We start from the raw sequence: 25,388 nt of genomic DNA, 5'->3' as shown, positions 1-25,388 counted from the left end.
CCGAACGGAAGCCGCCGTCCACTCATCCAAAACGGAGAACCACGATGCGATTCCTCTCACTGATCCGAATCCAGGAGAACACCGGCAAGCAGCCCAGCGAGCGCCTGATGAGCGAGATGGGCAAGCTCATGGGCGAGATGACCCAGGCGGGCACGTTGCTCGACACCGCCGGCCTGATGCCGACGGCCGAAGGCAAGCGCGTTCGCCTTCGCGGCGGCAAGATCAGCGTCATCGACGGTCCCTTCATCGAAACGAAGGAAGTGATCGGCGGCTACGCCATGCTGCAAGCTGGCTCCTTGCAGGAGGCGATTGCGCTGACGGAGCGGTTCGTCGAGCTGCACGTCGCGGACGGCTGGGAACTGGATTGCGAAGTGCGCCAGCTGGTCGAGCCAGGCTTCTGCTGACGCCTGCATGCGCCGAGCAAGCCGTCGGGCTTGCTCCGCATCGGGGTTTCCCGGAACGAGTCGGAATGCTCTTCGACGATGCCGGGGACGCGAACCGGCGTCGTTTCGGAGCAGCCTCCCTTTCCGGACGAGGCTCGCCGTCGCCGAACTGGCCGTCGACGCAGCAGGACCGCGCATTCGCACGCGTGATCGGCTTGACCCGTCGCCGGTCGGCGTCGATGATCGACGCGCTGCGACGTTCTCGGGGTTGGGGCCAAGGGGACGCGGACGATTCGGCCTTCATCGACATCGATGTTGCCGGCGCTGCACGTCATCCCATCCACGAGGAACCCCATGAAAGCGATGCTCGTTGCCTTGATGGCCGCCGCGATATCCGCGGCCGCCCCCGTATCCGCCGGATCGGTTACCGCTTCGCCGCTGGCCGGCCACTGGAGCCTGGATGTCGGCACGTTGCCGATGCCGCCGCAGATGCGGCCGAAGCGTGTCGATCTCCAATTCCGCGCGGTCGCCGACGGAAAATGGAAGACGCACGTCGAGATCGTCGACCAGGCCGACAAGACGTTGTATTCGGATTCGACGCTGTCTCTCGACGGCACGCCCGGTCAGGCGAGCGGGACGTACTGGGTCGACACGTGCGCGGCGAAGATGCCGGCGCCGAACGTGCTGGTGATGCAGTTCGCCTACCAGGGCGCGCCGACGTCGACGCGCGTCTATTCGTTGAGCGAGGACGGCAAGGCCCTGACCGAGACGGAGGCGTACTTCAAGAAGGACGGCACGCCGGCCATGCGCACCGCGGTGTTCACGCGCGTGCCGGGCACGTCCTGAGGTTCGTCGGCCGGCCGGCGAAGAGTTTCGCCTGAGTCCGGCGGATGACGCGCAGCGTTCGCTGCGCGTTCCTCGGCCCGTTCGCTGCGCGACGATTCGCTGCGGCATCCGTGCCTGCGCAGTCCCGTGTCCGCGAGAATGACGGCAACCGGGATTTTCCGGGATTCCCACGAACGGCTTCCCCGAACGGGAAGCGAGGAGCGAGATCATGATCGAAGGATCCTGTCTCTGCGGTGCGGTGCGCTGGACGTTCGCCGGCCGGCCCGACGGCGCGACGGCGTGCAACTGCACGGCCTGCCGCCGCTACGGCGTGCTCTGGGCCTACGACTACGAGCGCGAAGGCATCTCGGTCTCCGGCCGCACGCAGCCGTTCGTGCGCGGCAGCGCGCTCGAATTCCACTTCTGTCCCGCGTGTGGATGTATGGCCTTCTGGCGCGGCAAGCGCATCGACGAGCAGGGACGCCGCCGGATCGCCGTCAACCTGCGTCTGGCTGAACCTGGCGCGGTTGCCGACATTCCCATCGACCACTTCGACGGACTGGACACGTTCGAGGATCTGCCGCGCGACGGTCGATGCGTCGTGGACTACTGGTTCTAGGCGAGGCGGGCCGTGCACGTCGAATGCGTCCGCGAGGTCGACGCCAGCGAACCTGGCGCGGACGGCATGTATGAGTACCACTACGAGTACGACGTCTATCGCTTCGCGGAAGACGGCCTCTGCTTCGTCGCGCGCAGCTACACCGACACGCCCGACGAAGCGCATTTCCTCTGCATCGAAGCGGATGGGCGGCGCCGGCTGCTCGCCGACGCGGACCTCGAGCAGCCACTGTTCCTCGCCGCGGCGGCGCACCTGCGCCGTATCGGCAAGGCGCAGCTGAACTGGCTCAGCGGACGCGGAAACGGCTATGAGCGCGTGTCGTCGCATGGCGCGGTTTGAACACGCTCGTCGGCCGACGCTAGTCCGGCGACGCCGTTTTTCATCCAAGCGTCAATCAGCGCGCGCAGGCCGCCGGCGCTCGAACGAGGGCACGACGTGGAAGCGATCCTGATCACCGAAACTCGCAGCAGTATCGGCGAGCGATCCCTGCGGAACCGCGTGGCATGGCAGGTCGTGAACGGCGAGCGCGTCGTTCTCGCCGTCGGCGACCCGTCGGAATGGCGCTCTTCCGCGCCGCTGCCGGCGACCGCGGTCGTCACCGACGTCGTTGCCGCGTCGGTCGACGATCCGCCGCTGGCGCGGGAGCTCTGGGGCGCGCTTCTCGGCTATCTCGCCTGGCCGCAGGTGCCCCGCTGGCACTTCGCTCTCCCGCGCTTCCTGCGTCCTTCTCGGGCAGTCAGGATCCAGTTGCCTGCCGGGCCCGTACGTTCCGCCGTGTGTTCGGCTGTCGGAAGTGCGGCCGGGCCACTGCGATTCAGGGAGCGCGCGACGGACTGAGCCGGTCGAGCCGAGGTCGGGCGCCGATGGATGCGCGCGTTGCGATCCGGCTGGATTCGCATTGCACGACGGCGGCCGGCATCTGCTTCCGATCGGTTCCAGCAGCCGCGGTTGTGCGATCCTCGCCGACGGCGCGTACGGCGATGCCGTCGAACTCGGGAGCGATAGTGCGACGATCGAAGCGGTCCGACGCGGCTCTTGCGAAACCATGCACGATCGAAGAGGTGAGTGTGCGCAAACAGATGAGCCTTCTACTCGCGGCATCCGCTTTCCTTCCGCTCGGATTCCTTTCCAGCCCATCGGCCCGGGCGCAGAACGGCGACTACCTGATCCGCTACGACAAGACCACCCGCAACGCGACGGTGACGTCGTCGTGCTGCGGAACCTACGTCGCCAGCCCGCAAGGAATCTGGGGCGTTCTCGAGCTGATCTCGACGCCGCCGGGAGTGGCCAGGCCCGCCGGCAAGACCAAACACGTCGCCGAGTTCGAGTTCTATTCGGATGGCGGGTACTTCGACACGGACAATCTCGCCCACGTTGTCCTGTTCCTGCGCGGCGACAAGTACACGGTCACCGTCAATCCGAATTACCCCTACCGGGGACACGGCCTGGTGTTCGGCTACGTCGCGGGGGAGTGGTCGCAAACGCACACCAACGGCTACGCCTGCAGCCGCACGACCCAGTCCAATCCGGTGACGACCGTCATCGAGGTCGCCGGCGCCGTCTCCAAGGAGGGTGGCGGATTCGACGACAACTGCGTCTTCGCGACGGAGATGATGGGCGTTCCGCTGCTGAACGCGCCGTACCGCTACAAGGTCAAGCTGACCTCCGAATACGCGCACGGCGAGTACACGACGAGATACACGTTGCGGAAATGCCGGTACGCGACGGGCAGCCAGTGCGGCCCGTGGCAGGTGGTGGTGAACGACAAGCGGATCAGCTACCGCTATCCGCAGCTGCCCAGCACGCTCGGCGGCTGGTTCTTCGCGGCGGTGCCCGATACGAAGAAGAGCTGGACGTTGAACATCGACCACTTGAACGTGCGCTGGGAGTAGCGATGCGTCGCTAGGGTACCGCGTCGACCGATGGGCGCGTGCCGGCGGAGGAGGGCACGCGCGATGATCGAACGCGCCGCGTTCCGCCATGGCGCAGCGACCTCCCGCCCGCCGGTGCATCAAGGCTTGCCGGCTGACTCCGGCGGCGGCGGCGCCGGGAAACGCACGACCGGTCCGGCCGGCTCCTGGCCGGGCGGCAGCCCCGCGGGAACGGCTTCGCCGGCCGGGCCGAGCGAGTTCACGAACGACCACAACGCTTCCAGGTCCGCGTCGCTCATCTCGTTGAGCGCCCAGTACGGCATCGGCGGCCGCGTGGTCAGCGTGCGCGCATAGGCCTTCCAAGTCGCCAGATCCATCGCGCCGATCTTCGTGCGCAGGTTGCTCGGATACGTCGTGCCCCACGGGCCGCTGAAACCGAGATTGCTGCCGGTGAGCCACTGCGACTCGGGAACTTTGCCGCCGCTCGGCGCGAAGCCGTTGGTGTGGCAGTCGTTGCAGCTGCCGATCAGCGCGACGTAGCGGCCGCGGCTGACCTTGTCCGGATCGGCGGCATGGGCGGCAGGTTCCGCCGCGGTGGCGGAAAAGGCGGCGAGCAGGAGGCCCGTCGTGATGAGAATCCTGAGCATGGGAATGTCCGAATGACCGGCACGATGCAGGTCTTCGGTCGGCGATAACGGAGCCGCGTGGGATTTCCTATCGCGCAAAGCGGCCTTCGCGTTCGGAGTCGTTCAGTCTAGGGCGGCGGATCGTGTTGGCTCGACCGACGCCTCGTTTTCATGCCGCACAGTTCAAGCGTTGGAAGGCATCCCCACCGACCTCTTCGGCGTCGAAGGGTTTGGGCGGACATTTCTCCGTGAGAATATCGTTCGACAGAGGCATTCAGGAGTTTCCATGAACGTACTTGTTTCACTCATCCCGGCGGCCGTCTCGCTCCTTCTGTATGCGCTCTACACAAAGGCATCCGCATTTCTGCTTAGGCGATCCAGGGTTAGATGGGCCCACAGCTTCGTGTTTGCGTTCTTGCTGATGCTTATGTCCATCGGCATGAGTACCGGTTCAAGGGTTTTGGCGAGCTCCGTTCCAGCATTTGTCGTTTCCGCGTTGGACATCGTCCTCGGCGTCTTACTTGGCGGATGGTTTTTCCGCGCGAGAGCCGCGGATGCAAACGGGGTAGCCTTGGGATGGAGCGGTGCAATCAAGCTGTCGGCGCTCACGTTCGTGCTTCTCGCCGCCACCGGCATGGTCATTATTTACGTCGTGCAATCCATGCGTGTCGTTCCGGGCTGATCGTTTCGCACCTCGCGCGCCATGTGAACCGACGGAGCGTCGATCGCGAGTGGATGCGTTTCTGATACGGGACGCTCGGCACAGTCGAAGTCACACACGACCAGAGTCTCAACCACCCTTCTGCGGATCGAAGAACGGAATCGGCGTCCCGGCGTAGATGTTCGTCGGCAACTGCCCGTTCCAGCGCTCCGCCTTGGTGCGCTCGACCTCGATGCGACGCAGCTCGAGCACTTCCTTGCTGCGCGCCAGCGCCTCGTTCTGCACGCGCAGCGCCTCGGCCTGCGCCTCGGCGGCCTTGACGGTGGCGTAGGCTTCGCCGTCGGCCTGCGCCTTCAGCGCGTTCGCCTCGGCCTCGGCCACGGCGACCTTCTGCTTCTGTTCGGCTTCGACCGTGCGCACCTTGTTCTCGGCGGCGAGGCGCAGCTGCTCCTGCGTCACCTTGTCGTTGATCGCCTTCATGTAGCTTTCGGAGAAGGCGAAGGTGCGCATGTCGATGTTGATGACCTGCGCGCCGTACTTGTCGAGTTTCTGGCGCAGCTGTTCGAGGATGTCGTTGGACACCTGCGCACGCTTGGCGATCAGGTCGGGCGCGTTGTAGCGCGCGGTGACGGCCTTGAACACTTCCTGCGTGGCGGTCTGCACGTACGAGGACATGTCGCCGTTGTGGCTGTACTTCTCGTACACCTCGCTGACGCGGTCGGGCAGGATCGAGTAGCGCACGGTCAGGTCGGTGTCGACCGGCTGCGTGTCGCTGGTCGAGCCGGTGGCCTTGTCGATGTGCGCGGCTTCGGCGCGCACCGAAAACAGGTTCACGTTCTGCCACGGCGGCACGAACACCAGGCCTTCGGATTCGATGCCCTTGATCGCGCCGAACTGCGTGCGCACGCCGCGCGAGCCGGTGGGCACCTGGCGGAACGGCCAGAACGTCCAAACGAGCAGGACGGCGACTGCGACGATCGCGACGTCGCGGACGATCTTTTCCGGGAGCAACTGGCCGGTGGCGCTGCGGAAGCGGGACATGCGGATTCCTTTCAGGGATGGAAGGTGGAGAAGGCTGCGATCGCGACGATGCGTCCGTCGTCACGCGGCCCGAAGGCGTTCGTGGGTCATGGTTCCGAAACCGGCGCTTCGCGGGTTTCCCCGGCGCCGGCCTCGTTCAGACGAGCCGTCGCTCGCGGAGGTCCGGCAGCTGAAATGCGCAAGATGACCGATCGCGACGGCGAACGCGCCGGTCGCGAGGCGTGCAATCCCCATGAGCCTCCCCGGTCTCCGATGCGCGGCAGGTTACCGTGCGGCCGGCGGACGGCCAAGAGGCCGGCGTCGCGCCGGCCTCGTCGCGAAGCAAGGACGAATCGCGGTGCGAGACCCGCGTTCGCCGCTTGCGGTCACGGCTTCGTGCGGTAGCGCTCGAACCAGGCTAGGATCGCCGATGCCTTCGCCGCGGACTGCGACGGCCGTTCGGCGAGGCCGCCGTGATTCGCGCCGGGCACCTTGACCAGCATCGTCGGCACGCCGCGCAGCTGCAGCGCTTCGTAGTACTGCTCCGACTCGCTGTTCGGCGTGCGGTAGTCCTCGGCGCCGACGACGACCATCGTCGGTGTCTTGACGTTGCCGACCAGCGACAGCGGCGAGCGCGCCCAGTAGCCCTGCGGGTCTTCCCACGGCAGTTTGCCGAACCAGTAGCGCGCGAAGAACGGCGTCATGTCCGCGGTCAGCACGAAGCTCGACCAATTGATGACCGGCTTCTGCGTGACCGCGGCGCGGAAGCGGTCGGTCTTGCCGACGATCCACGCGGTCAGCACGCCGCCGCCGGAGCCGCCGGTGACGAACAGGTTGTCCTTGTCGACGAAGCCCTTGGCGATGGCCGCGTCGACCGCGCTCATCAGATCGTCGTAGTCGCGGCCGGGATAGGCCTTGTCGATCTGGTTGGCGAACGCTTCGCCGTAGCTGGTCGAGCCGCGCGGATTGACGTAGACGACGGCGTAGCCGGCGGCGGCGTAGAGCTGGTCGTCGGTCGAGAAGGTCGGGCCGTAGGCGGCGAACGGGCCGCCGTGGATCTCCAGGATCAGCGGGTATTTCTTCGCCGGATCGTGATCGGCTGGATTGAAATCGGGCGGCGTGACCAGCCAGGCGTCGATCGGCAGGCCGTCGAAGGCGGTGACGGCGAGCTTCTCGACGTTGCCGAGCTTCTTCGCGGCGAACAGCGATTCATTGAGGCGCGTCAGCCGGCGCGGCTTGTCGCCGCGTGCGACCCAGACGTCGGCCGGGCGCTGCGTCGAGCCGCCGGTGTAGGCGACGGTGCCGTCGCGCGCGACGCTGAACTGGCCGCCGCTGTAGGGACGGTCGAGGCCGCCGTCGACGAGTCCTTCGGCGACCGTGCGGATCGAGCCGTCGAGGCCGACGCGCGCCACGCGCATGCTGCCGTGGTCGTCGTAGCCGACGTAGAGCGCGCGGCCGTCCGCGGCCCACACGGGACTGCCGACGCTGCGGTCGAGGCTGCCGCTGAGCACGCGCGCGCCGCTGCCGTCGCGCTTCATGATCGAGAGCCGATCGTTCTGGTAGCCGAGCAGCTTGTCGTCGAAGCCGGTGTAGGCGATCCATTGGCCGTCCGGCGACACCGCCGGCGCCGTGTCGGGGCCCTTGCGGCTGGTCAGCGCGTGCACCTGCCGCGTGTCGATCGAGACTTCGTGGATTTCCGAGTTCAGCGGATCGCGTTCCCAGTCGGCGGCGAGGTTGGCGCCGAACAGCACGCTGCGACCGTCGTGCGACCACGCCAGCCGGCCGCCGGCGTTCGCCGCGCCGAAGGTCAGCTGCACCGGCGCGCCGCCGTCGGCGGCGATCCAGAAGAGCTGCGAGTGGCCCGGTTTCTCGTAGCCGCCGTCGTCGGTGCGGTAGACCATCTTGTCGATGATCTGCAGCGGCTCGGCCCACTTCGCGCCTTCCGGCTTGTCGGGCGATTTGCCCAGACGCGGACCTTCGTCCGGCACGAACATCGCGTAGGCGATGCGTTCTCCGTCGGGCGACCAGGCGATGCCGTGCGGCGCGTAGGGCAGGCCGGTGAGGCGCGCGGTCGCGCCGGTCTTCATCCAGCGCACGTAGAGCTGCGTGCCGGCCTTGTCGTCGGCGCTGGAAATGTAGGCGAGCTTGCTGCCGTCGGGCGACCAGCGCGCCTGTCCGTGCGAGCCGGGGCCGGCGACGAGCGGCGTCTGCGCGCCGCTGGCGACGTCGATCGTCCACAGCGACGAGCGCGCGCGGTCGATCATGATGTCGTTCGTGCGGCGCGAGTAGACGACCGTCCTGCCATCGGGCGAGATCTGCGGGTCGGCGGCGACCTCGAGGTTGAACAGGTCCTCGCCGGTCAGCACGCGCGAGGGCGACGCCGGCGGCGCGGCATGGGCAGTGGTGGCGAGCAGGGCGGTCAGCAGAGCGGCGAGGGGGCGAATCGGCATGAGGCTTCCTTGGCGGGTTTCGGCGACGCGAGTTGCCGTGCAATCGTGCAAAGATAGCGTCGCGGTGTCCAACGGGACGCCGGTCGAAAGTCGGGGGTGCGCCGTCCGCCATTTCGTGCTTGGTTCCGGCGCGCGAAGGCGAAACGCATGCACGGCATCGACAATCCGTTCTGGGCTGCATTGGACAGCATCCACGCCGACCTGGCGCTGCGCTGCGGCGAGGTCGCGCGCTATCCGGCCGCGTACGCGCCGTTCCTCGGCGTAGCCGCGGACGGGATCGAGGCGACCGAGGCGCTGGAGCAACTGGTCGCGCCGGGCGAGAGCGTCTATCTCATCGGCGCGGTGCCGCGCGTTCCGGCCGGCTGGACGCTGGAGACGTTCGGCGTGCTGGCGCAGATGGTGCGCGACGCGCCGCTGCAAGGCGTCGACGGACCGGCGATCGTCGCGCTGTCGCCAGCGCATCGCGCCGACGTGCTCGAACTCACCGCGCTGGTGTATCCGCACTACTTCCGCGAGCGCACGATGGACCTCGGCCGCTACTTCGGCATCTACGAGGACGGCCGCCTCGCGGCGATGATCGGCGAGCGCCTCGGTACCGCGGACGCGCGCGAGATGAGCGCGATCTGCACGCATCCGGACTTCCACGGCCGCGGCTACGCGCGGCGGCTGACGGCGATGCTGACCAACGACACGCTGGCCGGCGGTCGGCTGCCGTTCCTGCACGTCAGCTATGTGAACACGCATGCGAAGGCGCTGTACGAGCGCCTCGGCTACCGGCTGCGCGCGGACGTGCCGTTCCGCTCGCTGCGGCGCGCGGCGGCGTGAACGGGGCGGCGGTGCGATCGCGCGCCGCCGAAAGAGAGGGCTGCGGGCGAGCCGGTCGTGCCCGCGTCGCGACCTGGCGTCGTCGCCTCAGCGCATCACAGCTGCCGGTCCTCGACCTTGAAGCGACCGTTCGCGACGGCGGCCGCGCCGCCCCGGTCATCCTTCAGCCGGAACGAGAACGTGCCTTCGTAGACCTTGCCGTTCGCGCGCGTGATCTCGAAGCGGTTCTCGGCGCTGTCCTTGTCGAGGCGGTATTCCGCCTCGGGCGAACCGCCCATCGGGCGGGTGCCTTTCTCGAAGCGGACGTCGCAGGTGCTGCGCTCGAACGCCTTGTGGTCGAGGACCAGCGGCTTTCCGTCCACGAAGCCGTCGCAGACGATCGACAAGCGGTCGACGCGCGTCTTCGGCGGCGGCCACGCGGCGGCGCCCCGGGTCGAGGCGCTGAGTGAGAACTTGTCGCCGATCGGAACCAGGGTGATTTCCGCGTCGCCGGATTCGAAGGCGATGTCGCCGACTTGCGCGGTCATCGATTGCGGTTCGTCCGCGCGTGCGGACAGCGTGGCGAGGGCGGCGAACGCTAGGCAGGTCAGCAGGCGCTTCATGGTGGCTCCGATGGTGGGCGGGTCGAACGGTTTCGCGGGCAGGCGACGGCCTCGGCAAGGAACTACGCAAGGCGGAGCGGAGAAGGGACAGCGCGGAGCGGAATCGGCCTTCCGCAACCGTGGCTGCCGAGGAAGTATCTGGTGCGCGCGTGGGCATCGTCGCTCACGCGCCATCGGGAGTCGTCGTGCCGGAATCGAGCAAGCGTGCCGCGTTCGCAGGTGTTTTTCTGTCGCTCTGGGCGGGCGCCGCGCTCGCCGCGGCGCCGCCGGCCGAGTCCGACGCGGCATCGGCCGTCGCGCCGGCGCTGACCGCGCCGATTCGCCAGGCGCTGGATGCGGTGATGACCGTACCGGGCGGGGCGCCGGCGATGGCGGCCGTGATCGTGCAGGGCGAGGCGCCGCCGTGGATCGACGTGCGCGGACGCCGGCGCGCCGATCGCGACGCCGCGGCCGACGCCGACACGCGTTTCTACATCGCCTCGCAGACGAAATCTTTCATCGGCTTGCTCGCCGCGGTGCTCGACGCGCGTGGCGAATGGCCGTTGTCGCGGACCTTGGCCGAGGTCTGGCCGGCGCTGCGCCTGCCGGCGCCGGCGGACCCGCAGCGGATCACCCTGGCCGATCTGCTGTCGCACCAGGAAGGCTTGTCGACCGACACGCTCAACGTGCTCACCGCGCACGTGCGCGACGTGCCGGCGGAGGACTATCCGCGGTTGCTGGCGAGCGAAGTGAAGCCGCGGGCGGCCGGCTTCCGCTACGCCAACATCGGCGACCTGATTTACGGCGCCGCGCTGCAGGCCGGCACCGGGCGCGCCTGGCGCGAGGAACTGGAACGCGTCGTGCTGCGTCCGCTGCAGCTCGACGGCATCTCGCCGCGCACCTCCACGGTGCCCGCCGAAAAGCTGGCCTGGAACCATCAGTGGGACGGTACGCAGTGGCGCGTGCTGAAGCCGAAGCCGGATGCGCTGATGCATGCGGCGGGTGGCCTGTGGGCCTCGCCGACGTCGATGGCGCGCTGGATGCAGGTCAATCTCGGCCTGCGCGGATCGCACGGCACCTTGCCCGAGGCGGCATGGCAGCGCTCGCAGCGGCCGATCGCGCAAGCGCGACTCGCCGACGGCGAGATCGATTGCAACGGCTACAGCCTGGGCTGGTACACCTGCACCTATCGCGGGCAGCAGGCATTGATGCATCCCGGTTCGTACGACGGGGCCGTGTCGGTGACCGTGCTGGTGCCGTCCGCGCGCGCGGGCTTGTCGCTGATGGCCAACAGCGACAGTGCGATGGAAGGTCTGCAACTGGAATGGATGAAGGCGTTCATCGGCCTCGCCACCGGCCAAGCCGGCGAAGCGGAACGCTTGAGCAAGGCGGCGCAGGCGTATCCCGCGAAGGTCGCCGCGAAGGCGGCGAAGCGGCGCGCGGCGATCGACGAGGCGCGTGCCGATGCGCAATGGGATGGCTGGCGCTGGCAGCCCGATGCGGCGACGCTGCGAGCGTGCGCCGGGGAATTCACGAACCGGTTGTACGGGACGATGCGCGTGACCGTGCACGGGAGCGCATCCGCCGCACGCGTCGGCGAATTGGAGATGCGGCTCGAACCCGCGGCATCGGGACTGTTCGCCGCGTCCACGGCCGCCATGGAGCCGCCGGAGCCCTTGCGGTGCGACGCCAGGGACCGGCGGATCGTCTGGCGCGGGCAGGAATTTCGCCGGTAGAGGAGCCTCGGGAAGACTTCGTCATCCGCGCCGGCTCCACGGGATCGTCACTCCCGCGAAAGCGGGAGGCACTCATCGACAGCCGACGGAGCGGTCCTCCCTCTCGCTCCTGGTCATGCCGGAGAAGAATCACGATGGATTCGCGCTTTCGCGGAGATGACGGGAACGAGAGAAAGCGGCACATGCGATGATGCGCCGACGCAGCGCCGGCACCCGGCGCGCAGGCATTTCCCGACCGCATCCGTGAACGACTCGAAGAAGGCATCGCCTCCGCCCTTGGGCCTCCTGCTGCGCGAATGGCGCGCCGCGCGCAAGCTGAGCCAGCTCGACCTGGCGCTGGCGGCGGATCTTTCGATGCGGCATCTGAGCTACATCGAGACCGGCAAGGCCAGGCCCAGCCGCGAGATCCTGGCGCGCATCGCGGCGGCGCTGGACATGCCGCTGCGCGATCGCAACGCCTTGCTGCTGGCGGTCGGCCACGCGCCGGACTATCCGGAGCATGAGCTGGTGACGCCGACCTTGGAGCGGATGCGCCAGGCGGTCGAGCTGATCCTGTCGCACCAGGAGCCGTATCCGGCCTTCGTGCTGGATCGGCGCTGGAACGTGCTGATGGCCAACTCGGCCGCCGCGCGCGTGAATGCGCTGCTGATGGACGGGCGCGCCAGTCGCCACACGAACCTGCTGCATCAGGTGTTCGATCCGGCCGATTTCCGCCCGGTCATCGTCAACTGGGCGGAAGTGGCGGAGAAGTTCCTGCATCACCTGCGCGCGCAGATCGCCGCGGCGCCGACCGATCCGCTGCCGCGCCGCCTGCTCGACGAAGTGCTCGCCTATCCGGACGTGCCCGCGCCGGGGCACGCCGACCTCGGCCAGCCGCCAGCGCCGGTACTGACGCTGACGTTCCGCAGCCCGCTCGGCGAGCTGCGCTTCTTCGAGACGATCACCACGTTCTCGATGCCGCGCGACGTGACGCTCGACGAGCTGCGCATCGAGTGCGCGTTTCCCGCCGACGACCGCACCGCGGCGGTGTGCGCGCAGCTGGCGCGGCAGCGCGCGGCGTAGATTCGGCCGTCCATGACCTCGGAGGTCATGGACGCTGCGCGTGGCGATACGCACGCTGGCGTCATTCCCGCCACCGGACGTCCCGTCATGTCGATGCGATCCCTGTTTTCCCTTCTCGCCGCCGCCACGGTGCTGGCCTCGCCGTGCACACACGCCGCCGCATCCGCAGCCGACGCGCTCGGCCCGCAGCACCAACTGCTCGCAGGGCTCGCCGGGCAATGGACCGTGCGCCAGTCGTTCTGGACCGACCCGGCCAAGCCGCCGGCGATCGACCGCGGCACGGCGAGGTTCACGCCGATCCTCGCCGGCCAGCATCTGCGCCAGGAGCTGCACATCGACGCGGCCGGCAAGCCGTTCGACGGCCTCGGCTATCTCGGCTACGACCAGGCCGCGGGCGACTACGGCAGCCTGTGGATGGACGTGAACTTCAAGGGCGTGATCCTCGCGCACGGCGGCTACGACGCCGCCACGCACGCGTTCACCTTCGTCGGCCAGGCGCCGGATGCGAAGGGCGCGCTGAGCCCGCTGCGCGAAGTCCTGCACATCCAGGACGCGGACCATTTCACCTACGAGTACTACGAGCGGCACGACGGCAAGGAAGGCCTGGCGGTGCGCCTGGAGTACGCGCGCGCGAAGTGACGGCGGCGTCGGCGTCGCGGCGTCATCGGAAAGAAGCACGCGATCGGCGGCGACCAGGGAACGCGCACCGTGTGCCGCCGCTTCGGCGTCGAAATGGCTATGCTCGCGCATCGTCCTCGCGTCCCGGAGAACCGTGCGCATGCATCCGCGTCGTCTGCCCGTCCTGCTCGCCGCCGCGTTGTTCGCGCTTCCCGCCGCGGCGGCGGACCTGTTCGTCGATCACGTCGACGGCTACACGCTCGACGGCTCGGGCCGCCTGCAACGCTTCGAGGCGATGCTGGTGGAGCGCGGCAAGGTCGTCGCCACCGGTTCGCATGCCGCACTCGCCGCGCGCGCGGGCCAGGCCGAGGTGCTCGACGGCAAGGGCCGCACGCTGCTGCCGGGCCTGATCGACGCGCATGCGCACGTGATGGGACTCGGCGTCGCCTTGCGGCGCGCCGACCTGTCGGCGACGAAATCGCTCGACGAGGCGCTCGCGACCGTCAAGTCCTACGCCGCCGCGCAGGCGCAGGCCGCCTGGGTGCAAGGGCAGGGCTGGAACCAGGCGGTGTGGAAGCTCGGCCGTTTCCCGACGGCGAAGGAACTCGACGCGGTCGTCGCCGATCGTCCGGTCTGGCTGGAACGCGTCGACGGCCACGCCGGCTGGGCCAACAGCGCGGCGATGAAGCTCGCCGGCATCGACGCGCAGACGCAGGATCCGTCCGGCGGACGCATCGAGCGCGACGCCGACGGCAAGCCGACCGGCGTGTTCGTCGACGGCGCGATGGAGCTGGTGGCGAAGAAGATCCCGCCGATGGATGCGCAGGAGGCGGAGAAGGCGCTCGATGCCGCGCTGGCGGAAATGGCGCGCGTCGGGCTGACCGGCGTGCACGACGCCGGTGTCGACGCGGACACCGTCGCGCTGTTCAAGCGCTACGCCGACACGCGCAAGCTCACCGCGCGTATCTACGCGATGATCGGCGGCGTCGGCGCCGACTTCGACCGCCTCGCGGCGAGCGGTCCGCTGACCGGCTACGGCGACGGCTTCCTCGACGTGCGCAGCGTCAAGCTCTACGCCGACGGCGCGCTCGGCAGCCGCGGCGCCGCGCTGCTCGCGCCGTATTCGGACGACGCGCGCAACAAGGGCCTGTTGTTCCATCGACAGGACGAAATGACCGCGATGATCGGCAAGGCGATCGGCAAGGGCTACCAGGTCGGCGTGCACGCGATCGGCGACGCGGCCAACCGCGAAGTGCTCGACGCGTTCGCCGCCGTCTACGTCGCGCACGGCGGCAAGCAACTGCGCAATCGCATCGAGCACGCGCAGATCGTCGATCCCGCCGACATCCCGCGCTTCCGCACGCTCGGCCTGATCGCCTCGATGCAGCCGACGCATGCGACCTCCGACATGAACATGGCCGAGGACCGCCTCGGCAAGGCGCGCATGAAAGGCGCCTACGCGTGGCGCACGTTTCTGAAGCAGGGCACGGTGATCGCGGCGGGTTCGGACTTCCCGGTCGAGTCGCCCAATCCGTTCTACGGCCTGTATTCCGCCGTGACGCGGCAGGACCACGACGGCCGTCCGCCCGGCGGCTGGTATCCGCGCCAGGACATGACGCTGCCCGAGGCGCTGCGCGCGTTCACGCTCGACGCGGCGTACGCCGGTCATGCGGAAAAGTCGCTCGGCACGCTCGAAGCGGGCAAGTGGGCGGACTTCGTGCTGATCGATCGCGACGTCTTCAAGGACAAGCCGGCGCGGATCTGGTCGACCGTGGTGCTCGAGACCTGGGTCGGCGGGCGTCGCGTGTACGCCCGCGAAGGCGGCTGATCGCGGCGCAAGGGACGGCACCGGCGATCGCGTACACTCGGTTCCCGTCGCCAGCGGAGACCGGTCCGATGCGCATCCGATCGCTGTGGCTTTCCGTCGTCGCCTGCCTCGCATTCCCGTTCGCCGTTTCGCGTGCCGCGGTGGCCGAATCGCCGCCGAACGCTCCGGCGGCCACCTACGACGCTGAATTGGCCAGGCGCGTCGGCGCCGACGAGCGCGGCATGCGCAAGTACGTGCTGGTGATCCTCAAGACCGGCGCGAAGCGCGTGCCCGACGGCCCCGAACGCGACGCGATGTTCGCCGGCCATTTCGCCAACATGCAGCGCTGGGCGAAGGCCGGCCAGCTCGCGGTGGCCGGGCCGTTCTCGAAGGATGCTTCCGGCTGGCGCGGCTTGTACGTCTTCTCGGTCGACACGGTCGAGGCGGCGCGCGCGCTGGTCGAGACCGATCCGGTCGTGCAGAAGGGCGAGATGGTGCCGGAATTCCACGACTGGTACGGCACGGCCGCGGCGATGCTGCTGCCGGAATGGCACGAGCGTCTGGTACCACCAGCGTCGAAGCAGCCTTGAGGCACCGTCGTCGGGAGTTCCTTGCTGATTCGCGCAGCAATGCACGCCTCGCGCTCGCCGCGAGTTTCACTCCGCTTCGGGATGCCGTTCGCGCCAGCGCGCCAGGCGTTCGCGATACATCGTCATCTCGTCCGCGTAGATGTCGTAGACGCAGCGCTCGCATCCGCTGTCGCAGCAGTCGCCGGGTAGCGGCGGTTCCGGTGGAGTCGGGCGCGGATCGGATTGCGGATCGGACATCGCGGCGAAGCATAGCAATGCGCATGGGTGGATTCGGCGCCTATATCGCCGATCCGCCGATCCGGCGCGCATCGCCGACATCGAAAGCCTGGTAGAGCCGCCTATCCGCGATTTCATTTTCCGCGCATGCTGCTATGCAGCATAATGGCCTCATGGAAACCATTGCTCCGTCGCAAGCCGCTCCCATCACCGCAGCGGTATCCAGCCGCCATCGCGCCCTGATCCTCGCCGCGCTGACCCTCGGCGGCTTCGCCATCGGCACCAGCGAGTTCTCCGCGATGGGGCTGATGCCGGAGATGGTGAAGGCCTTCGGCGTGAGCGAGCCGCAGGTCGGCCACATCATCAGCGCGTACGCGCTCGGCGTGGTGGTCGGCGCGCCGCTGCTGGCGATCCTCGGCGGACGGCTGCCGCGCCGCCGCCTGCTGCTCGCGCTGATGGGCTTCTACGCGCTCGGCAACCTGGCCAGCGCCGCGGCGCCGGACTACGCGAGCATGCTGCTCGCACGCTTCGTCGCAGCGTTGCCGCACGGCGCCTATTTCGGCGTGTCGGCGCTGACGGCGGTGGCGATCAGCAAGCCCGCCGAGCGTGGCAAGGCGGTGAGCCTGACCATGTTCGGGCTGACCTTGGCGATCCTGATCGGCAATCCATTGGCGACCTGGATGGGGCAGACGATCGGCTGGCGCTGGGCGTTCGTGCTGGTGTCGGCGGTCGCGCTGGCGACGGTGCTGCTGATCGCCGCGTTCATGCCGCGCGATCGTGCCGAGCCGCCGAAGCGCGCGCTCGACGAACTGCGCGCGTTCAATCGCCTGCCGGTGTGGCAGGCGCTGGCGATCGGCGCGGTCGGTTTCTCCGGTCTGTTCTGCGTCTTCAGCTATCTGGCGCCGACGCTGTTGCAGGTGACGCGCGTATCGGCGGGCTGGATCCCGCTCGGTCTGGCCGGCTTCGGACTCGGCGGCGTGATCGGCAATCTCGCCGGCGGCTGGCTGTTCGATCGCCTGCGTTTCCGCGCGGTGCCGGTGATCCTGCTCGGCGCGGCGGCGGTGCTGCTGCTGTTTCCGCTGACGGCAGGTTCGCTGTGGACGATCCTGCCGGCGACGGTCGCGATCGGCATGATGGGCGCGCTCGGCCCTGTGCTGCAGACGCATCTGATGGACGTCGCCGGCGACGCGCAGACGCTGGCAGCCGCCTCGCATCACGCCGCGTTCAATGCGGCGAATGCGCTGGGACCCTGGCTCGGCGGCCTGGCGATCACCGCGGGTCTCGGTTGGACCTCGACCGGCTACGTCGGCGCGGTCACCGCGCTGCTCGGCACGGCGATCTATCTGTGGGCGGCGGCGACCTTGCGCCGACCGCGAGCGGAGACCTGCCCGGCGGCGTGAGCGCTCAGCGCCGCCGCTTCGCCGCGCCGCCCTTGCCGGCGAACACGCCGTCGAGCACGCGCTCGGTGGCGAAGCCGGCCTTCTCGAGGCGGCGCGAGACTTCCATCGGCACGTCGCGCCCGCTGGTCTTGCGGTTCGGCGTGCCGGTGTAGTGGAACAGGCGCGCCTGCGGGCGCAGCACGCGCGCGAGCTGGTCGTAGAACGCCTGCGAATAGAGCTCGCCGGCGATGCCGAAACGCGGCGGGTCGTGCAGGGCCGCTTCGTAGGCGGCGTCCGGCAGCGTGGCGATGTGTTCGGAGATGTCGGCGTGCGCGAGCCGCAGGCGATCGTCGGCCTGCGGATCGGGCGACCATGGATTGAGGCTGCGCAGCCAGAGCACGTCGGCGTTCTTCTCGAACGAATCCACGCGCGCGACGCCGTCCTCGAGGCAGGCGCGCGCGAAGTAGCCGAGCCCGCCGCAGGTGTCGAGCACGTGCTTGCCGCGCGGCGCGACCAGCGCGACCTTGCGCTGCGCATCCGCGTACGGCGAGACCTGCGCGGTCGGCAGCATCTTGATGCCGTCGATCTCGAAGGTCGGCGCGCCCCATTCGGTCGGCACCAGCTTGATCAGCGATCCGCCGTAGCGCTGCACCGGCTGGAACGCTTGGCCATCCCAGACGTAGATCGTGCGTTCCTTGAGGTCCTGCGGCCACGGATAGTCGCGCCCGCGCCAACGCCAATGGTCCGCGTTCAGCGCGACCTCCTCGCGACGGCGGCCGAGATCGAAGGAGCCCGACCAGACGGCATCGCCGGCCGTCGCGGCCGCGCGCATCGCGGTGGCGACCTCGCGCGTGAGCAGGGGGCCGTCGTAGCGCGGAGGGAAGGGCGGGATCATGGCGAAGAGAGGGCATGCGCGTCGGCGATGCCCTGGATGGTAGCCGCTGTCGACGCGATCGCCGTGCCTGCGTTCACTCGAAGCCGTCGGCGAAGATCCATGCGCGCGGACGGAAGCCCGCGACGATCGGCGCGGTGACGTTGCCGACGCGGTGGTTGTCGCGCTGGTCGGCGATGCCGGTCGGCACGCCCATGAAGCGGACGTCGGGATTGGAGAAGTACGGCGCGCGGAAGCAGTTGCCGGCGCAGTCGTAGGGATAGGACATCACCGTGGTGAAGGCGTTGTCGACGTAATGGCCGAAGGCCCACGGAAACAGCGCCTGCGCCGGCGGAACGCCGTAGGCGGGATCGTGCTGCATGCCCAGGTTGTGGCCGTGCTCGTGCGCGTAGACCAGGTCGCCGACGGCGCAGCTGCGCATCGTGATCTGCACCGCGTCGCCGGCGAAGCCGTCGTCGAGGCGGTCCATGATGAAGCCGGCGCCGCAGACGTCGATGCTGTTCTCGACCCACAGCGATGCGAGGTCCGCGCCGACCTCCTCGCGCATCGCCAGCGCGGCCGGGTCGATGCGCAGCCATTCCAGGTCGTAGACGTCGACCTCGTCGCGCGGGAACGGCCGGATCGCGGCGAGGTGGAAGCGCGCCGTCATGTCGCTGTTGGCGAACACCAGGTTCGCGCTGTCGACGGCGGCGTGGATTTCCGCCTCGACGTTGGCCAGCGAACCCATCGCGGCGAGCACCTGCGGCGAATAGACCACCAGCACGTCGATCGGCTCGTCGGCGCCCGCAGGCGCGATCGGGGTGCGACGCGGCGCCGGCAACGCGGGATAGCGCATCAGCGCATCTTTCGGCAGTGCGCCGCCGCAGCCGGAGAAGGCCGTCGGATCGACCTCGACCAGCGCCGAGCCGCCTTCCGGCAGCGGCACGATCTCGTAGCGGCCTTGCGGCGTCTGCACCCATCCGGCGAGTACACCGCGATGCATCGTCAGCGACACGGCATGATCCGGCGAGGCGTCGAGCCGGCCCTGCCACATCCAGCCGTCGCTGCGCTGCGCGAAGGCGGTGCGCGTCGCGCTGAACGAAGCGCCGAATACGTCCAACAGCAGGGTTCGCTGCTCGCGTGCGCTCCAGCCGATCGTCGTCGAAATGCGCTGTGCGCGTCGCGCAGCGGGTTGCAGTATGGAAACGTCGACGGCGTGTGCGCTGCGCCAGGGCGAGGTCTCGACGGCGGTCACGGACGGTGCCGCGATGGCGAGCGCGAGCGCGAGCAAAGGCGACGGCATGGATTTCCCCCTTCGGATCGTGACGGCTGCGCGACCGCGCCGTCGACGGCGCATGATCGCCGAGGCGCCGATGCAGGTCGAGATCGCGGCGGACGAAGGGCCGGCGCTCGGCGGCTTGATGCTACAGTCCCGCTCCACTCACCACGACGAGCGATACCGCAATGAGTTCAGCGCCTTATCCGATCGGTACGCCCGGAACTCCCTGGGGCGAGGCGGAGAAAGCCGAATGGCGGTCGCGCCAGACGCGCCAGCGCAGCTATGCGCAGGACGTGCTGAGCGCGATCGACCGCGCCCGCGAGCGTTTCGACGTGACGCAGTACGGTGAACTCGACTACGCGCCCGACCTCTATCCGCTGTTCGCGATCCGCAGCCGCGACTGGCGCGACGAACGGCCGACCGTGCTGGTCACCGGCGGCGTGCACGGCTACGAAACCAGCGGCGTGCACGGCGCATTGCAATTCGTCGAGCGGCACATGGCGGACTACGGGGGTCGCGTCAATCTGCTCGTCGTACCGTGCATCAGCCCGTGGGCCTACGAGCGCATCCATCGCTGGAATCCGCACGCGATCGACCCGAACCGTTCGTTCCGCGAGAACAGCCCGGCGGCGGAATCGGCCGCGCTGCTCGCGCTGGTCGCGCCGCTGCGCGACCGTTTCCTCGTGCACGTGGACCTGCACGAGACCACCGACAGCGACGAGTCCGAGTTCCGCCCGGCACTGGCCGCGCGCGACGGCAAGTCGTCCGAGCCGGAGAGCATTCCGGACGGTTTCTACCTGGTCGACGACGAAGCGCAGCCGCAGCCCGGATTCCAGCAGGCGATCATCGACGCGGTGGCGAAGGTCACGCACATCGCGCCGGCCGACGAGAAGGGCGAGATCATCGGCTCGCCGGTGGTCGCGCCGGGCGTGATCCGCTACGCGCTGCGTCCGCTCGGCCTGTGCGCCGGCGTCACCGAGGCGCGCTACAAGACCACCACCGAGGTCTATCCGGACAGCCCGAAGGCGACGCCGGAGCAATGCAACGCCGCGCAGGTCGCGGCGGTGCGCGCGGCGATCGACTACGCGCTGGCGCACGCGTAGCCGCTCGCGGCACGCGCGGGGAAACGCGCTCAGGGTTTCCCCGCGTCCTTCGCCAGCGGTAGCACGTACTGCACCAGGCTGAGCACGGTCTTGCCGGGTTCCTCCCACGGCATCATGTGCGCCGAGCGCTCGAACCAGATGCCGCGCTTGTAGGGCGCGTCGACCGCGCGCAGCCAGGCCTCGGTCGGCGCCGACGGCGTGGTGTAGTCGTGGCGGCCCATGAACATCAGCACCGGGATCGGGAACGAGCGCACGCCGCGCTGGTCGACGGCCAGGAACTCGTCCAGCACGCGGCCGAGCGTGAACACGTTGCCTTCGTCGATCGCGCAGCGATCGCGGTCCTCGTAGTCCGGCGACAGCAGCGGCGCCTTGAAGAAGTAGTCGGAAGCATCGCGGAATGCGCTGAGGCCGCCGTAGTACTGCGCCCATTTGCGCGCGACGACGATGCGCTCGCGCGTGATCGGGCGGTCACCGGGGTAGGGCGCGATCGCCTCCAGCTCCTTCACCGCCGCGGTGTTGCCGTGCGCCTTGGCCTGCTGCAGGCCGTAGTCGAAGCTCAGGCGCTCGTTCTCGCGCACGTCGATGACCTGGCCGATGCCGACGTAGGCGTGGAACAGATCGGGCCGCTTCAGCGCCGCGCGCATGCCGATGATGGTGCCCCAGCTGTGCGCCATCAGCACCAGCTTGCGCTTGCCGTAGCGCTTGCGCACCTGCTCGGCCAGTTCGATCGCGTCGTCGACGTAGCGCTCGATGCGCAGGCTGTCGCCGACCGCGGCCGAATGGTCCTCGACATAGGTCTTGCCGGCGCCGCGCTGGTCGTAGTTGACGACGGTGAAGTACTCCTCGATCGGCCGCTGGAACTGCCACAGCGTCGGCGTCACCGGCGAGGCGGGGCCGCCGTGGACGAACAGCAGGACCGGGTTGGTCCGGTCCTCGCCGCGCGCGTTGACCCAGTGGTCGACGCCGCCGATGCGCGTCTTGTACGACTCCTGCACGCCGCCGGGCGCCACGATGCGGTCGAGGTCGCGCACGATCGCGCGCGCGTCGGCGTAGGGCGCGGTGTCCTTGCATTCGGCGAAGGCCGTTCCGGCGGCGGACGACATCAGAAGCGCGAGCGAGGCGAGAAGGCGGTTCATACGGACCTGTGCGACGAGACGGACGGAGCGCCGCATCGGAGGCGCGAAAGCATCCTCCCACGAATCGTGCGGAGTGCAAATTCGCGTAACGCAAATCGTGCATCGGGTTGCCGGGCGAGGCGCCTGCGGATTTAATCGCGCCGCCGTCCCTCGCCTACCGCTCATCTCCGATGTCCCCGAACCGCGATTTCCTCGACAAGCTCGCCGACTCGATCACCCACGCGCACACGCTGGAACAGCTCGTGCGGCCGCTGCTGGAGCTGCTTCAGGCGGTGACGGGGCTGGAGTCGACCTACCTGACCACGATCGACGACGGTGCCGGCGTGCAGCACGTGCTGTTCGCGCGCAACAGTCGCCGGCTGCAGATTCCCGAAGGCTTGTCGGTGCCGTGGGAGGGCACGCTGTGCAAGCGCGCGCTGGAAGAGGAGTGCGCCTACACCGACGACGTCGCCAGTCGCTGGAGCGATTCGGACGCCGCGCGCGCGCTCGGCATCGCCACCTACGCCAGCACGCCGGTGCGTACCGGCGACGGCGCGCTGTACGGCACGCTGTGCGCGGCCAGCGACGAACGCACGCCGCTGGCCGCGGGGGCGCCGAAGGTGCTGCAGATGTTCTCGCAGCTGATCGCCCAGCAGGTCGATCGCGAACGCACGCTGCAGGCGCTGCGTCATGCCAACGACCTGCTCGCGCGGAGCGCGCTCACCGACACGACCACGCAACTGCCCAACCGCCGCGCGCTGATGGAGGAAATGCACCGGCGCCGGGCCGCGCATGCGAGCGACGGCGAGGTGCTGGTCGCCGCTTTCGTCGACCTCGACGGCTTCAAGGCGATCAACGACCGCTACGGCCACGATGTCGGCGACCGTTTCCTGAGCGCGATCGCCGGCCGTTTGCAAGGCGCGCTGCGCCTGGACGGATTCGTCGCGCGGCTCGGCGGAGACGAATTCGTCGCCTTGTCGAGCGTGCGGCGCGAGGCGGCCGCCGAGGCGACGGCGTCGATGCAGGCGCGCCTGCTCGCGGCAACCATCGGCGCGTTCGACCTGGACGGCGTGCGCATCGACTATGCCGGTCCCAGCATCGGCGTGGTCGCGGCGGAGTCCGCCGACGCCGATCCGCTGGCGCTGCTGGCGCGTGCCGACCAGGCCATGTACGAGGTCAAGCGCCGGCGCAAGGCGGCGCGGCCGCACTGACGCCTCGTCGCGCTATGCTGCGCGGGTTTCGCCCTGTGCCCGGTGCCGCCTCGTATGGACGCTTTCAGCTACCTCTCGGTCCTGATCTCGCTGATCCTGGGGCTGGCGATCACGCAGGTGCTGAAGGGCGTGCGCGGACTGATGCAGTCGCGCGCGCGGCTGAAGGGCTACTGGCCCGCCGTGCTGTGGGCGGTCCTGATCGTGGTGATCGCGGTGCAGTCGTGGTGGTCGATGTACGGCCGCGCCACTACGCGAACTGGACCTTCCTGGCGTTTTCCGCCGTGCTCGCGCAGACGATCGTGCTGTACCTGCTCGCGGCGCTGGTGCTGCCGGACGCCTTCGGCGATGCCGCGGTGGACCTGCGCGAGCACTACTACGGACATCGCACCTGGTTCTTCGCGCTGCTCGTGTTGCTGATCGTCGCCAGCCTCGGCAAGCAGCTCGTGCTGTTCGGCACGGCGCCGCGCGCCGCCGATCTCGCCTTTCACCTCGGCTTCGCCGCGATGGGCGTCAGCGGCATCGCGATCGCGCGGCCGCGCTATCACCAGCTCCTGGCGCTCGCCGCGACCCTGCTCATCGGCGCGTACATCGCGCTGCTGTTCACGCGCCTGGATTGATTCGAGCGCCATCGGATCGCATCGGCGCCTGCCGGCGAAAAAGCCTCGCCTAGATGAGCTTCAGCGTGATCGCCTTCAGCACCGCCCGCGTGCGGTCGCGCGTGCCGAGCTTGTCGAAGATGTCCATCAGATAGTTCTTCACCGTGCCCTCGGTGACGTGGATGGCCTGCCCGATCTCGCGGTTCGTGTAGCCGCCGGCGAGCAGGCGCAGGATGTCCAGTTCGCGCTTGTTGAAGGTTTCGCCGGAAAGCTCGCGGTCGCGATAGGCGTAGCGTTCGCGAATCGCGTCGGTGGCGACCGGCGCGACGATCGAACGGCCGGCGGCGACTTCCTCGATCGTCTCGACCAGTTCGAGCGGCGAGGCGTCCTTCAGTAGGAAACCCTTGGCGCCGGCCTCGATCGCGCGCAGCGCGAGATCCGCATCGTCGAAGGTGGTCAGCAGGATCACCGGCGGCGCGTCGGCGAGACGGCGCAGGCGCGCGCAGACGCCGAAGCCGTCCAGCCGCGGCATGCGCACGTCGCAGAGCACGACGTCGATCGTCACCGCAGGCAGCTTGTCCAGCAGCTCCTCGCCATCGCTGGCCTCCAGGACGATCTCGAACTGCGCGAAGCCGCCGAGCAGGGCCTTCAGTCCGCCGCGCACCAGCGCCTGGTCGTCGGCGAGGGCGATGCGGATTGGCGCGGGCTCGATGCGTTTCACGCGGGCGACCGCGCTTCCGGCAGGCGCGCCTGCAGATGGAAGCCGTCACCGGCGCGCTCGAAGCGCAGTTCGCCGCCGAGCGCCTGCAGGCGCTCGCGCATGCCGGACAGCCCGCCGCCGGCGCGGACCTCGCCGTGGCCGCGACCGTCGTCGCGCAGATCGAGCACGATCTCGCCGTTCTCGCGGCGCAGGCTGACCAGCAGCTCGCCGGCGTCGCCGTGCCGCACCGCATTGGTCAGGCCTTCCTGGAACGCACGCAGCAGGGCTTCGGCCTGCTCCAGCGTGCCGACGCGCGCGTCCGCGGCGACGTCGAAGCGGACGCGCGGGCGCGGAAACGGAGCGGCCATGCGCCGCAGGGTCGCGCCGAGGTCGAGGCCGTCGTGCAGGCGCAATTGATGCGCGACCGAGCGCAGATCGTCGAGCAGTTCCTCGGACAGGCGCGTGCACAGCGCGACGATCTCGCCGGTGTCGAGCTGTTTGTTGTGCGCCAGCGCGGCCAGATTCAGGCGCAGCGCGGTCAGCTTGTGTCCGGCGACGTCGTGCAGCTCGCGCGACAGACGCAGGCGCTCCTGGCCGCGGGCGATCTCGGCCAGCATGCCGCGCGTGGCCAGCAGTTCGGCATGCGTGGCGGCGAGTTCGTCGCGCGCCTGCTCGGTTCTGCGCGCCGAGCGCACGAGCAGGATCGCGAACAGCTGGAACCCGGCCTGCAGGCCGACGTAGGTGAGCGGAAAATCCATCTGCCGGAACGCGACGACGACGGCGAGCAGCGCGACGTTCGTCGCCACGTAGGCGCAGGCCAGCGCGCGCAGGCCGAGCAGGCCGGCGAATTCCAGCATCGGAATGACCAGCAGCGCCGCGGCGGAGTTGTAGCGGTAGAGCGCGACCAGCACCAGCGCAATCGCGCAGAGGAGAATTGCCGAAGCGAGCCTCGCCGGGCGACGCGCGCGAAGCCCCAGCGAGATCGCGACCACCAGCCCGAAGGCCAGATGCAGGGCGCGCGCGAAGCCGTGCACCGGCAGCGAGGCGCCGATCGCGGTGGCGACGACCGGTCCGGTCCACAGCTCCAGCCCGACCGCCGCCCAGGCGATCGCGGCGGCGATCGCCGCGAGCGGATGGGCGTAGGCGGTGCGGCGCGACATGCGGCCAGCTTCGCGTTCGCGCGCGACGAAGGCAAGCCGATTTGCGAAGTGGTGACTTTCGTCATCCGCTTCGATGACTTCCGT

At 69.1% G+C, this 25,388-nt stretch carries 27 protein-coding genes; 17 read left to right on the top strand and 10 right to left on the bottom strand.

The features are described 5' to 3' along the window. Positions 1–44: 44 nt before the first annotated feature. The 6 genes from J7520_RS14130 (at position 45) to J7520_RS14105 (ending at position 3,719) form a co-directional block, all read left to right on the top strand. Positions 45–404: a YciI family protein gene (locus J7520_RS14130; protein WP_291189363.1), complete on the top strand. Its 360-nt coding sequence runs from the start codon at positions 45–47 to the stop codon at positions 402–404. A 357-nt stretch (positions 405–761) separates the two neighbouring features. After that, the gene (locus J7520_RS14125) at positions 762–1,229 is read left to right on the top strand and encodes a LuxR family transcriptional regulator (protein WP_345776919.1); all 468 of its coding nucleotides are present in this window, start codon (positions 762–764) and stop codon (positions 1,227–1,229) included. A 208-nt stretch (positions 1,230–1,437) separates the two neighbouring features. Continuing rightward, a complete protein-coding gene (locus tag J7520_RS14120; RefSeq protein ID WP_291189359.1) occupies positions 1,438–1,827 on the top strand; it encodes a GFA family protein in 390 nt (129 codons plus the stop codon). A gap of 12 nt (positions 1,828–1,839) precedes the next feature. After that, on the top strand, positions 1,840–2,166 hold the full coding sequence (locus J7520_RS14115; RefSeq protein ID WP_291189357.1) for a hypothetical protein: 327 nt from the start codon (positions 1,840–1,842) through the stop codon (positions 2,164–2,166). 96 nt (positions 2,167–2,262) lie between these two features. Continuing rightward, positions 2,263–2,664 (top strand): hypothetical protein, encoded by a 402-nt coding sequence (locus J7520_RS14110; RefSeq protein WP_291189355.1) that lies wholly within the window; start codon positions 2,263–2,265, stop codon positions 2,662–2,664. 242 nt (positions 2,665–2,906) lie between these two features. Then, entirely contained in the window at positions 2,907–3,719 is an 813-nt protein-coding gene (locus J7520_RS14105; protein WP_291189354.1) for a hypothetical protein, read from the top strand. 119 nt (positions 3,720–3,838) lie between these two features. On the opposite strand, the gene J7520_RS14100 is transcribed toward J7520_RS14105, so the two are convergent. After that, complete coding sequence (locus J7520_RS14100; RefSeq protein WP_291189352.1) at positions 3,839–4,345, bottom strand: cytochrome C; 507 nt, start codon at positions 4,343–4,345, stop codon at positions 3,839–3,841. A gap of 265 nt (positions 4,346–4,610) precedes the next feature. On the opposite strand from J7520_RS14100, the gene J7520_RS14095 reads away from it, so the two are divergent. After that, positions 4,611–5,006 carry a hypothetical protein gene (locus tag J7520_RS14095; RefSeq protein ID WP_291189350.1) on the top strand — a complete coding sequence of 132 codons (396 nt, stop codon included), beginning with the start codon at positions 4,611–4,613 and terminating at the stop codon, positions 5,004–5,006. A gap of 108 nt (positions 5,007–5,114) precedes the next feature. Here the strand turns inward: J7520_RS14095 and J7520_RS14090 are convergent, their stop codons facing one another. Both J7520_RS14090 and J7520_RS14085 read right to left on the bottom strand, forming a co-directional pair. Continuing rightward, positions 5,115–6,026, bottom strand: coding sequence for a prohibitin family protein (locus tag J7520_RS14090; protein WP_291189349.1), 912 nt, complete (start codon positions 6,024–6,026; stop codon positions 5,115–5,117). 365 nt (positions 6,027–6,391) lie between these two features. Continuing rightward, positions 6,392–8,455: a S9 family peptidase gene (locus J7520_RS14085; RefSeq protein WP_291189347.1), complete on the bottom strand. Its 2,064-nt coding sequence runs from the start codon at positions 8,453–8,455 to the stop codon at positions 6,392–6,394. Between the two features lie 147 nt (positions 8,456–8,602). Here J7520_RS14085 and J7520_RS14080 point away from each other — a divergent pair, with 147 nt between their 5' ends. Further along, positions 8,603–9,280: a GNAT family N-acetyltransferase gene (locus J7520_RS14080; protein WP_291189344.1), complete on the top strand. Its 678-nt coding sequence runs from the start codon at positions 8,603–8,605 to the stop codon at positions 9,278–9,280. A gap of 95 nt (positions 9,281–9,375) precedes the next feature. Here J7520_RS14080 and J7520_RS14075 read toward each other — a convergent pair whose 3' ends face one another. Beyond that, positions 9,376–9,882 (bottom strand): hypothetical protein, encoded by a 507-nt coding sequence (locus J7520_RS14075; protein WP_291189342.1) that lies wholly within the window; start codon positions 9,880–9,882, stop codon positions 9,376–9,378. Positions 9,883–10,031: 149 nt separating this feature from the next. Between J7520_RS14075 and J7520_RS14070 the strand changes: the two genes are divergently transcribed. From J7520_RS14070 to J7520_RS14050, 5 genes are all read left to right on the top strand, one after another. After that, positions 10,032–11,597: a serine hydrolase domain-containing protein gene (locus J7520_RS14070; RefSeq protein WP_291189341.1), complete on the top strand. Its 1,566-nt coding sequence runs from the start codon at positions 10,032–10,034 to the stop codon at positions 11,595–11,597. Positions 11,598–11,840: 243 nt separating this feature from the next. Continuing rightward, positions 11,841–12,659, top strand: a complete 819-nt coding sequence (locus J7520_RS14065; RefSeq protein WP_291189340.1) for a helix-turn-helix transcriptional regulator — start codon at positions 11,841–11,843, stop codon at positions 12,657–12,659. An 87-nt stretch (positions 12,660–12,746) separates the two neighbouring features. Beyond that, positions 12,747–13,298, top strand: a complete 552-nt coding sequence (locus J7520_RS14060; protein ID WP_291189338.1) for a DUF1579 family protein — start codon at positions 12,747–12,749, stop codon at positions 13,296–13,298. A gap of 139 nt (positions 13,299–13,437) precedes the next feature. Further along, positions 13,438–15,105, top strand: a complete 1,668-nt coding sequence (locus J7520_RS14055) for an amidohydrolase (protein ID WP_291189337.1) — start codon at positions 13,438–13,440, stop codon at positions 15,103–15,105. Between the two features lie 68 nt (positions 15,106–15,173). Next, positions 15,174–15,674 carry a YciI family protein gene (locus tag J7520_RS14050; RefSeq protein WP_291189335.1) on the top strand — a complete coding sequence of 167 codons (501 nt, stop codon included), beginning with the start codon at positions 15,174–15,176 and terminating at the stop codon, positions 15,672–15,674. A gap of 66 nt (positions 15,675–15,740) precedes the next feature. Here the strand turns inward: J7520_RS14050 and J7520_RS14045 are convergent, their stop codons facing one another. Continuing rightward, positions 15,741–15,911, bottom strand: coding sequence for an oxidoreductase-like domain-containing protein (locus J7520_RS14045; RefSeq protein ID WP_291189333.1), 171 nt, complete (start codon positions 15,909–15,911; stop codon positions 15,741–15,743). 152 nt (positions 15,912–16,063) lie between these two features. On the opposite strand from J7520_RS14045, the gene J7520_RS14040 reads away from it, so the two are divergent. After that, complete coding sequence (locus J7520_RS14040) at positions 16,064–17,290, top strand: MFS transporter (RefSeq protein ID WP_291189331.1); 1,227 nt, start codon at positions 16,064–16,066, stop codon at positions 17,288–17,290. A 4-nt stretch (positions 17,291–17,294) separates the two neighbouring features. On the opposite strand, the gene J7520_RS14035 is transcribed toward J7520_RS14040, so the two are convergent. Both J7520_RS14035 and J7520_RS14030 read right to left on the bottom strand, forming a co-directional pair. Further along, positions 17,295–18,164 (bottom strand): SAM-dependent methyltransferase, encoded by an 870-nt coding sequence (locus J7520_RS14035; RefSeq protein ID WP_291189329.1) that lies wholly within the window; start codon positions 18,162–18,164, stop codon positions 17,295–17,297. 73 nt (positions 18,165–18,237) lie between these two features. Beyond that, positions 18,238–19,443 carry a reprolysin-like metallopeptidase gene (locus J7520_RS14030; RefSeq protein WP_291189327.1) on the bottom strand — a complete coding sequence of 402 codons (1,206 nt, stop codon included), beginning with the start codon at positions 19,441–19,443 and terminating at the stop codon, positions 18,238–18,240. A gap of 161 nt (positions 19,444–19,604) precedes the next feature. Here J7520_RS14030 and J7520_RS14025 point away from each other — a divergent pair, with 161 nt between their 5' ends. Then, positions 19,605–20,522: a M14 family metallocarboxypeptidase gene (locus J7520_RS14025; RefSeq protein WP_291189325.1), complete on the top strand. Its 918-nt coding sequence runs from the start codon at positions 19,605–19,607 to the stop codon at positions 20,520–20,522. 29 nt (positions 20,523–20,551) lie between these two features. On the opposite strand, the gene J7520_RS14020 is transcribed toward J7520_RS14025, so the two are convergent. Continuing rightward, positions 20,552–21,625 carry an alpha/beta hydrolase gene (locus J7520_RS14020; RefSeq protein ID WP_291189323.1) on the bottom strand — a complete coding sequence of 358 codons (1,074 nt, stop codon included), beginning with the start codon at positions 21,623–21,625 and terminating at the stop codon, positions 20,552–20,554. Between the two features lie 203 nt (positions 21,626–21,828). Between J7520_RS14020 and J7520_RS14015 the strand changes: the two genes are divergently transcribed. After that, positions 21,829–22,848, top strand: coding sequence for a sensor domain-containing diguanylate cyclase (locus J7520_RS14015; RefSeq protein ID WP_291189321.1), 1,020 nt, complete (start codon positions 21,829–21,831; stop codon positions 22,846–22,848). Between the two features lie 221 nt (positions 22,849–23,069). Continuing rightward, a complete protein-coding gene (locus J7520_RS14010) occupies positions 23,070–23,465 on the top strand; it encodes a hypothetical protein (RefSeq protein ID WP_291189320.1) in 396 nt (131 codons plus the stop codon). A gap of 49 nt (positions 23,466–23,514) precedes the next feature. Here J7520_RS14010 and J7520_RS14005 read toward each other — a convergent pair whose 3' ends face one another. Together J7520_RS14005 and J7520_RS14000 are read right to left on the bottom strand one after the other, a co-directional pair. Further along, positions 23,515–24,156, bottom strand: coding sequence for a response regulator transcription factor (locus tag J7520_RS14005; protein ID WP_291189579.1), 642 nt, complete (start codon positions 24,154–24,156; stop codon positions 23,515–23,517). Positions 24,157–24,161: 5 nt separating this feature from the next. Continuing rightward, positions 24,162–25,304 (bottom strand): histidine kinase, encoded by a 1,143-nt coding sequence (locus tag J7520_RS14000; RefSeq protein WP_291189319.1) that lies wholly within the window; start codon positions 25,302–25,304, stop codon positions 24,162–24,164. Positions 25,305–25,388 lie beyond the last annotated feature (84 nt).

The sequence above is a fragment of the Dokdonella sp. genome (genome assembly GCF_017744955.1).
In the GTDB taxonomy this organism is placed as follows: Bacteria; Pseudomonadota; Gammaproteobacteria; order Xanthomonadales; family Rhodanobacteraceae; genus Dokdonella_A.
The sequence above is the reverse complement of the archived record's forward strand: the minus strand, read 5'-3'. Positions and strand labels throughout refer to the sequence as shown.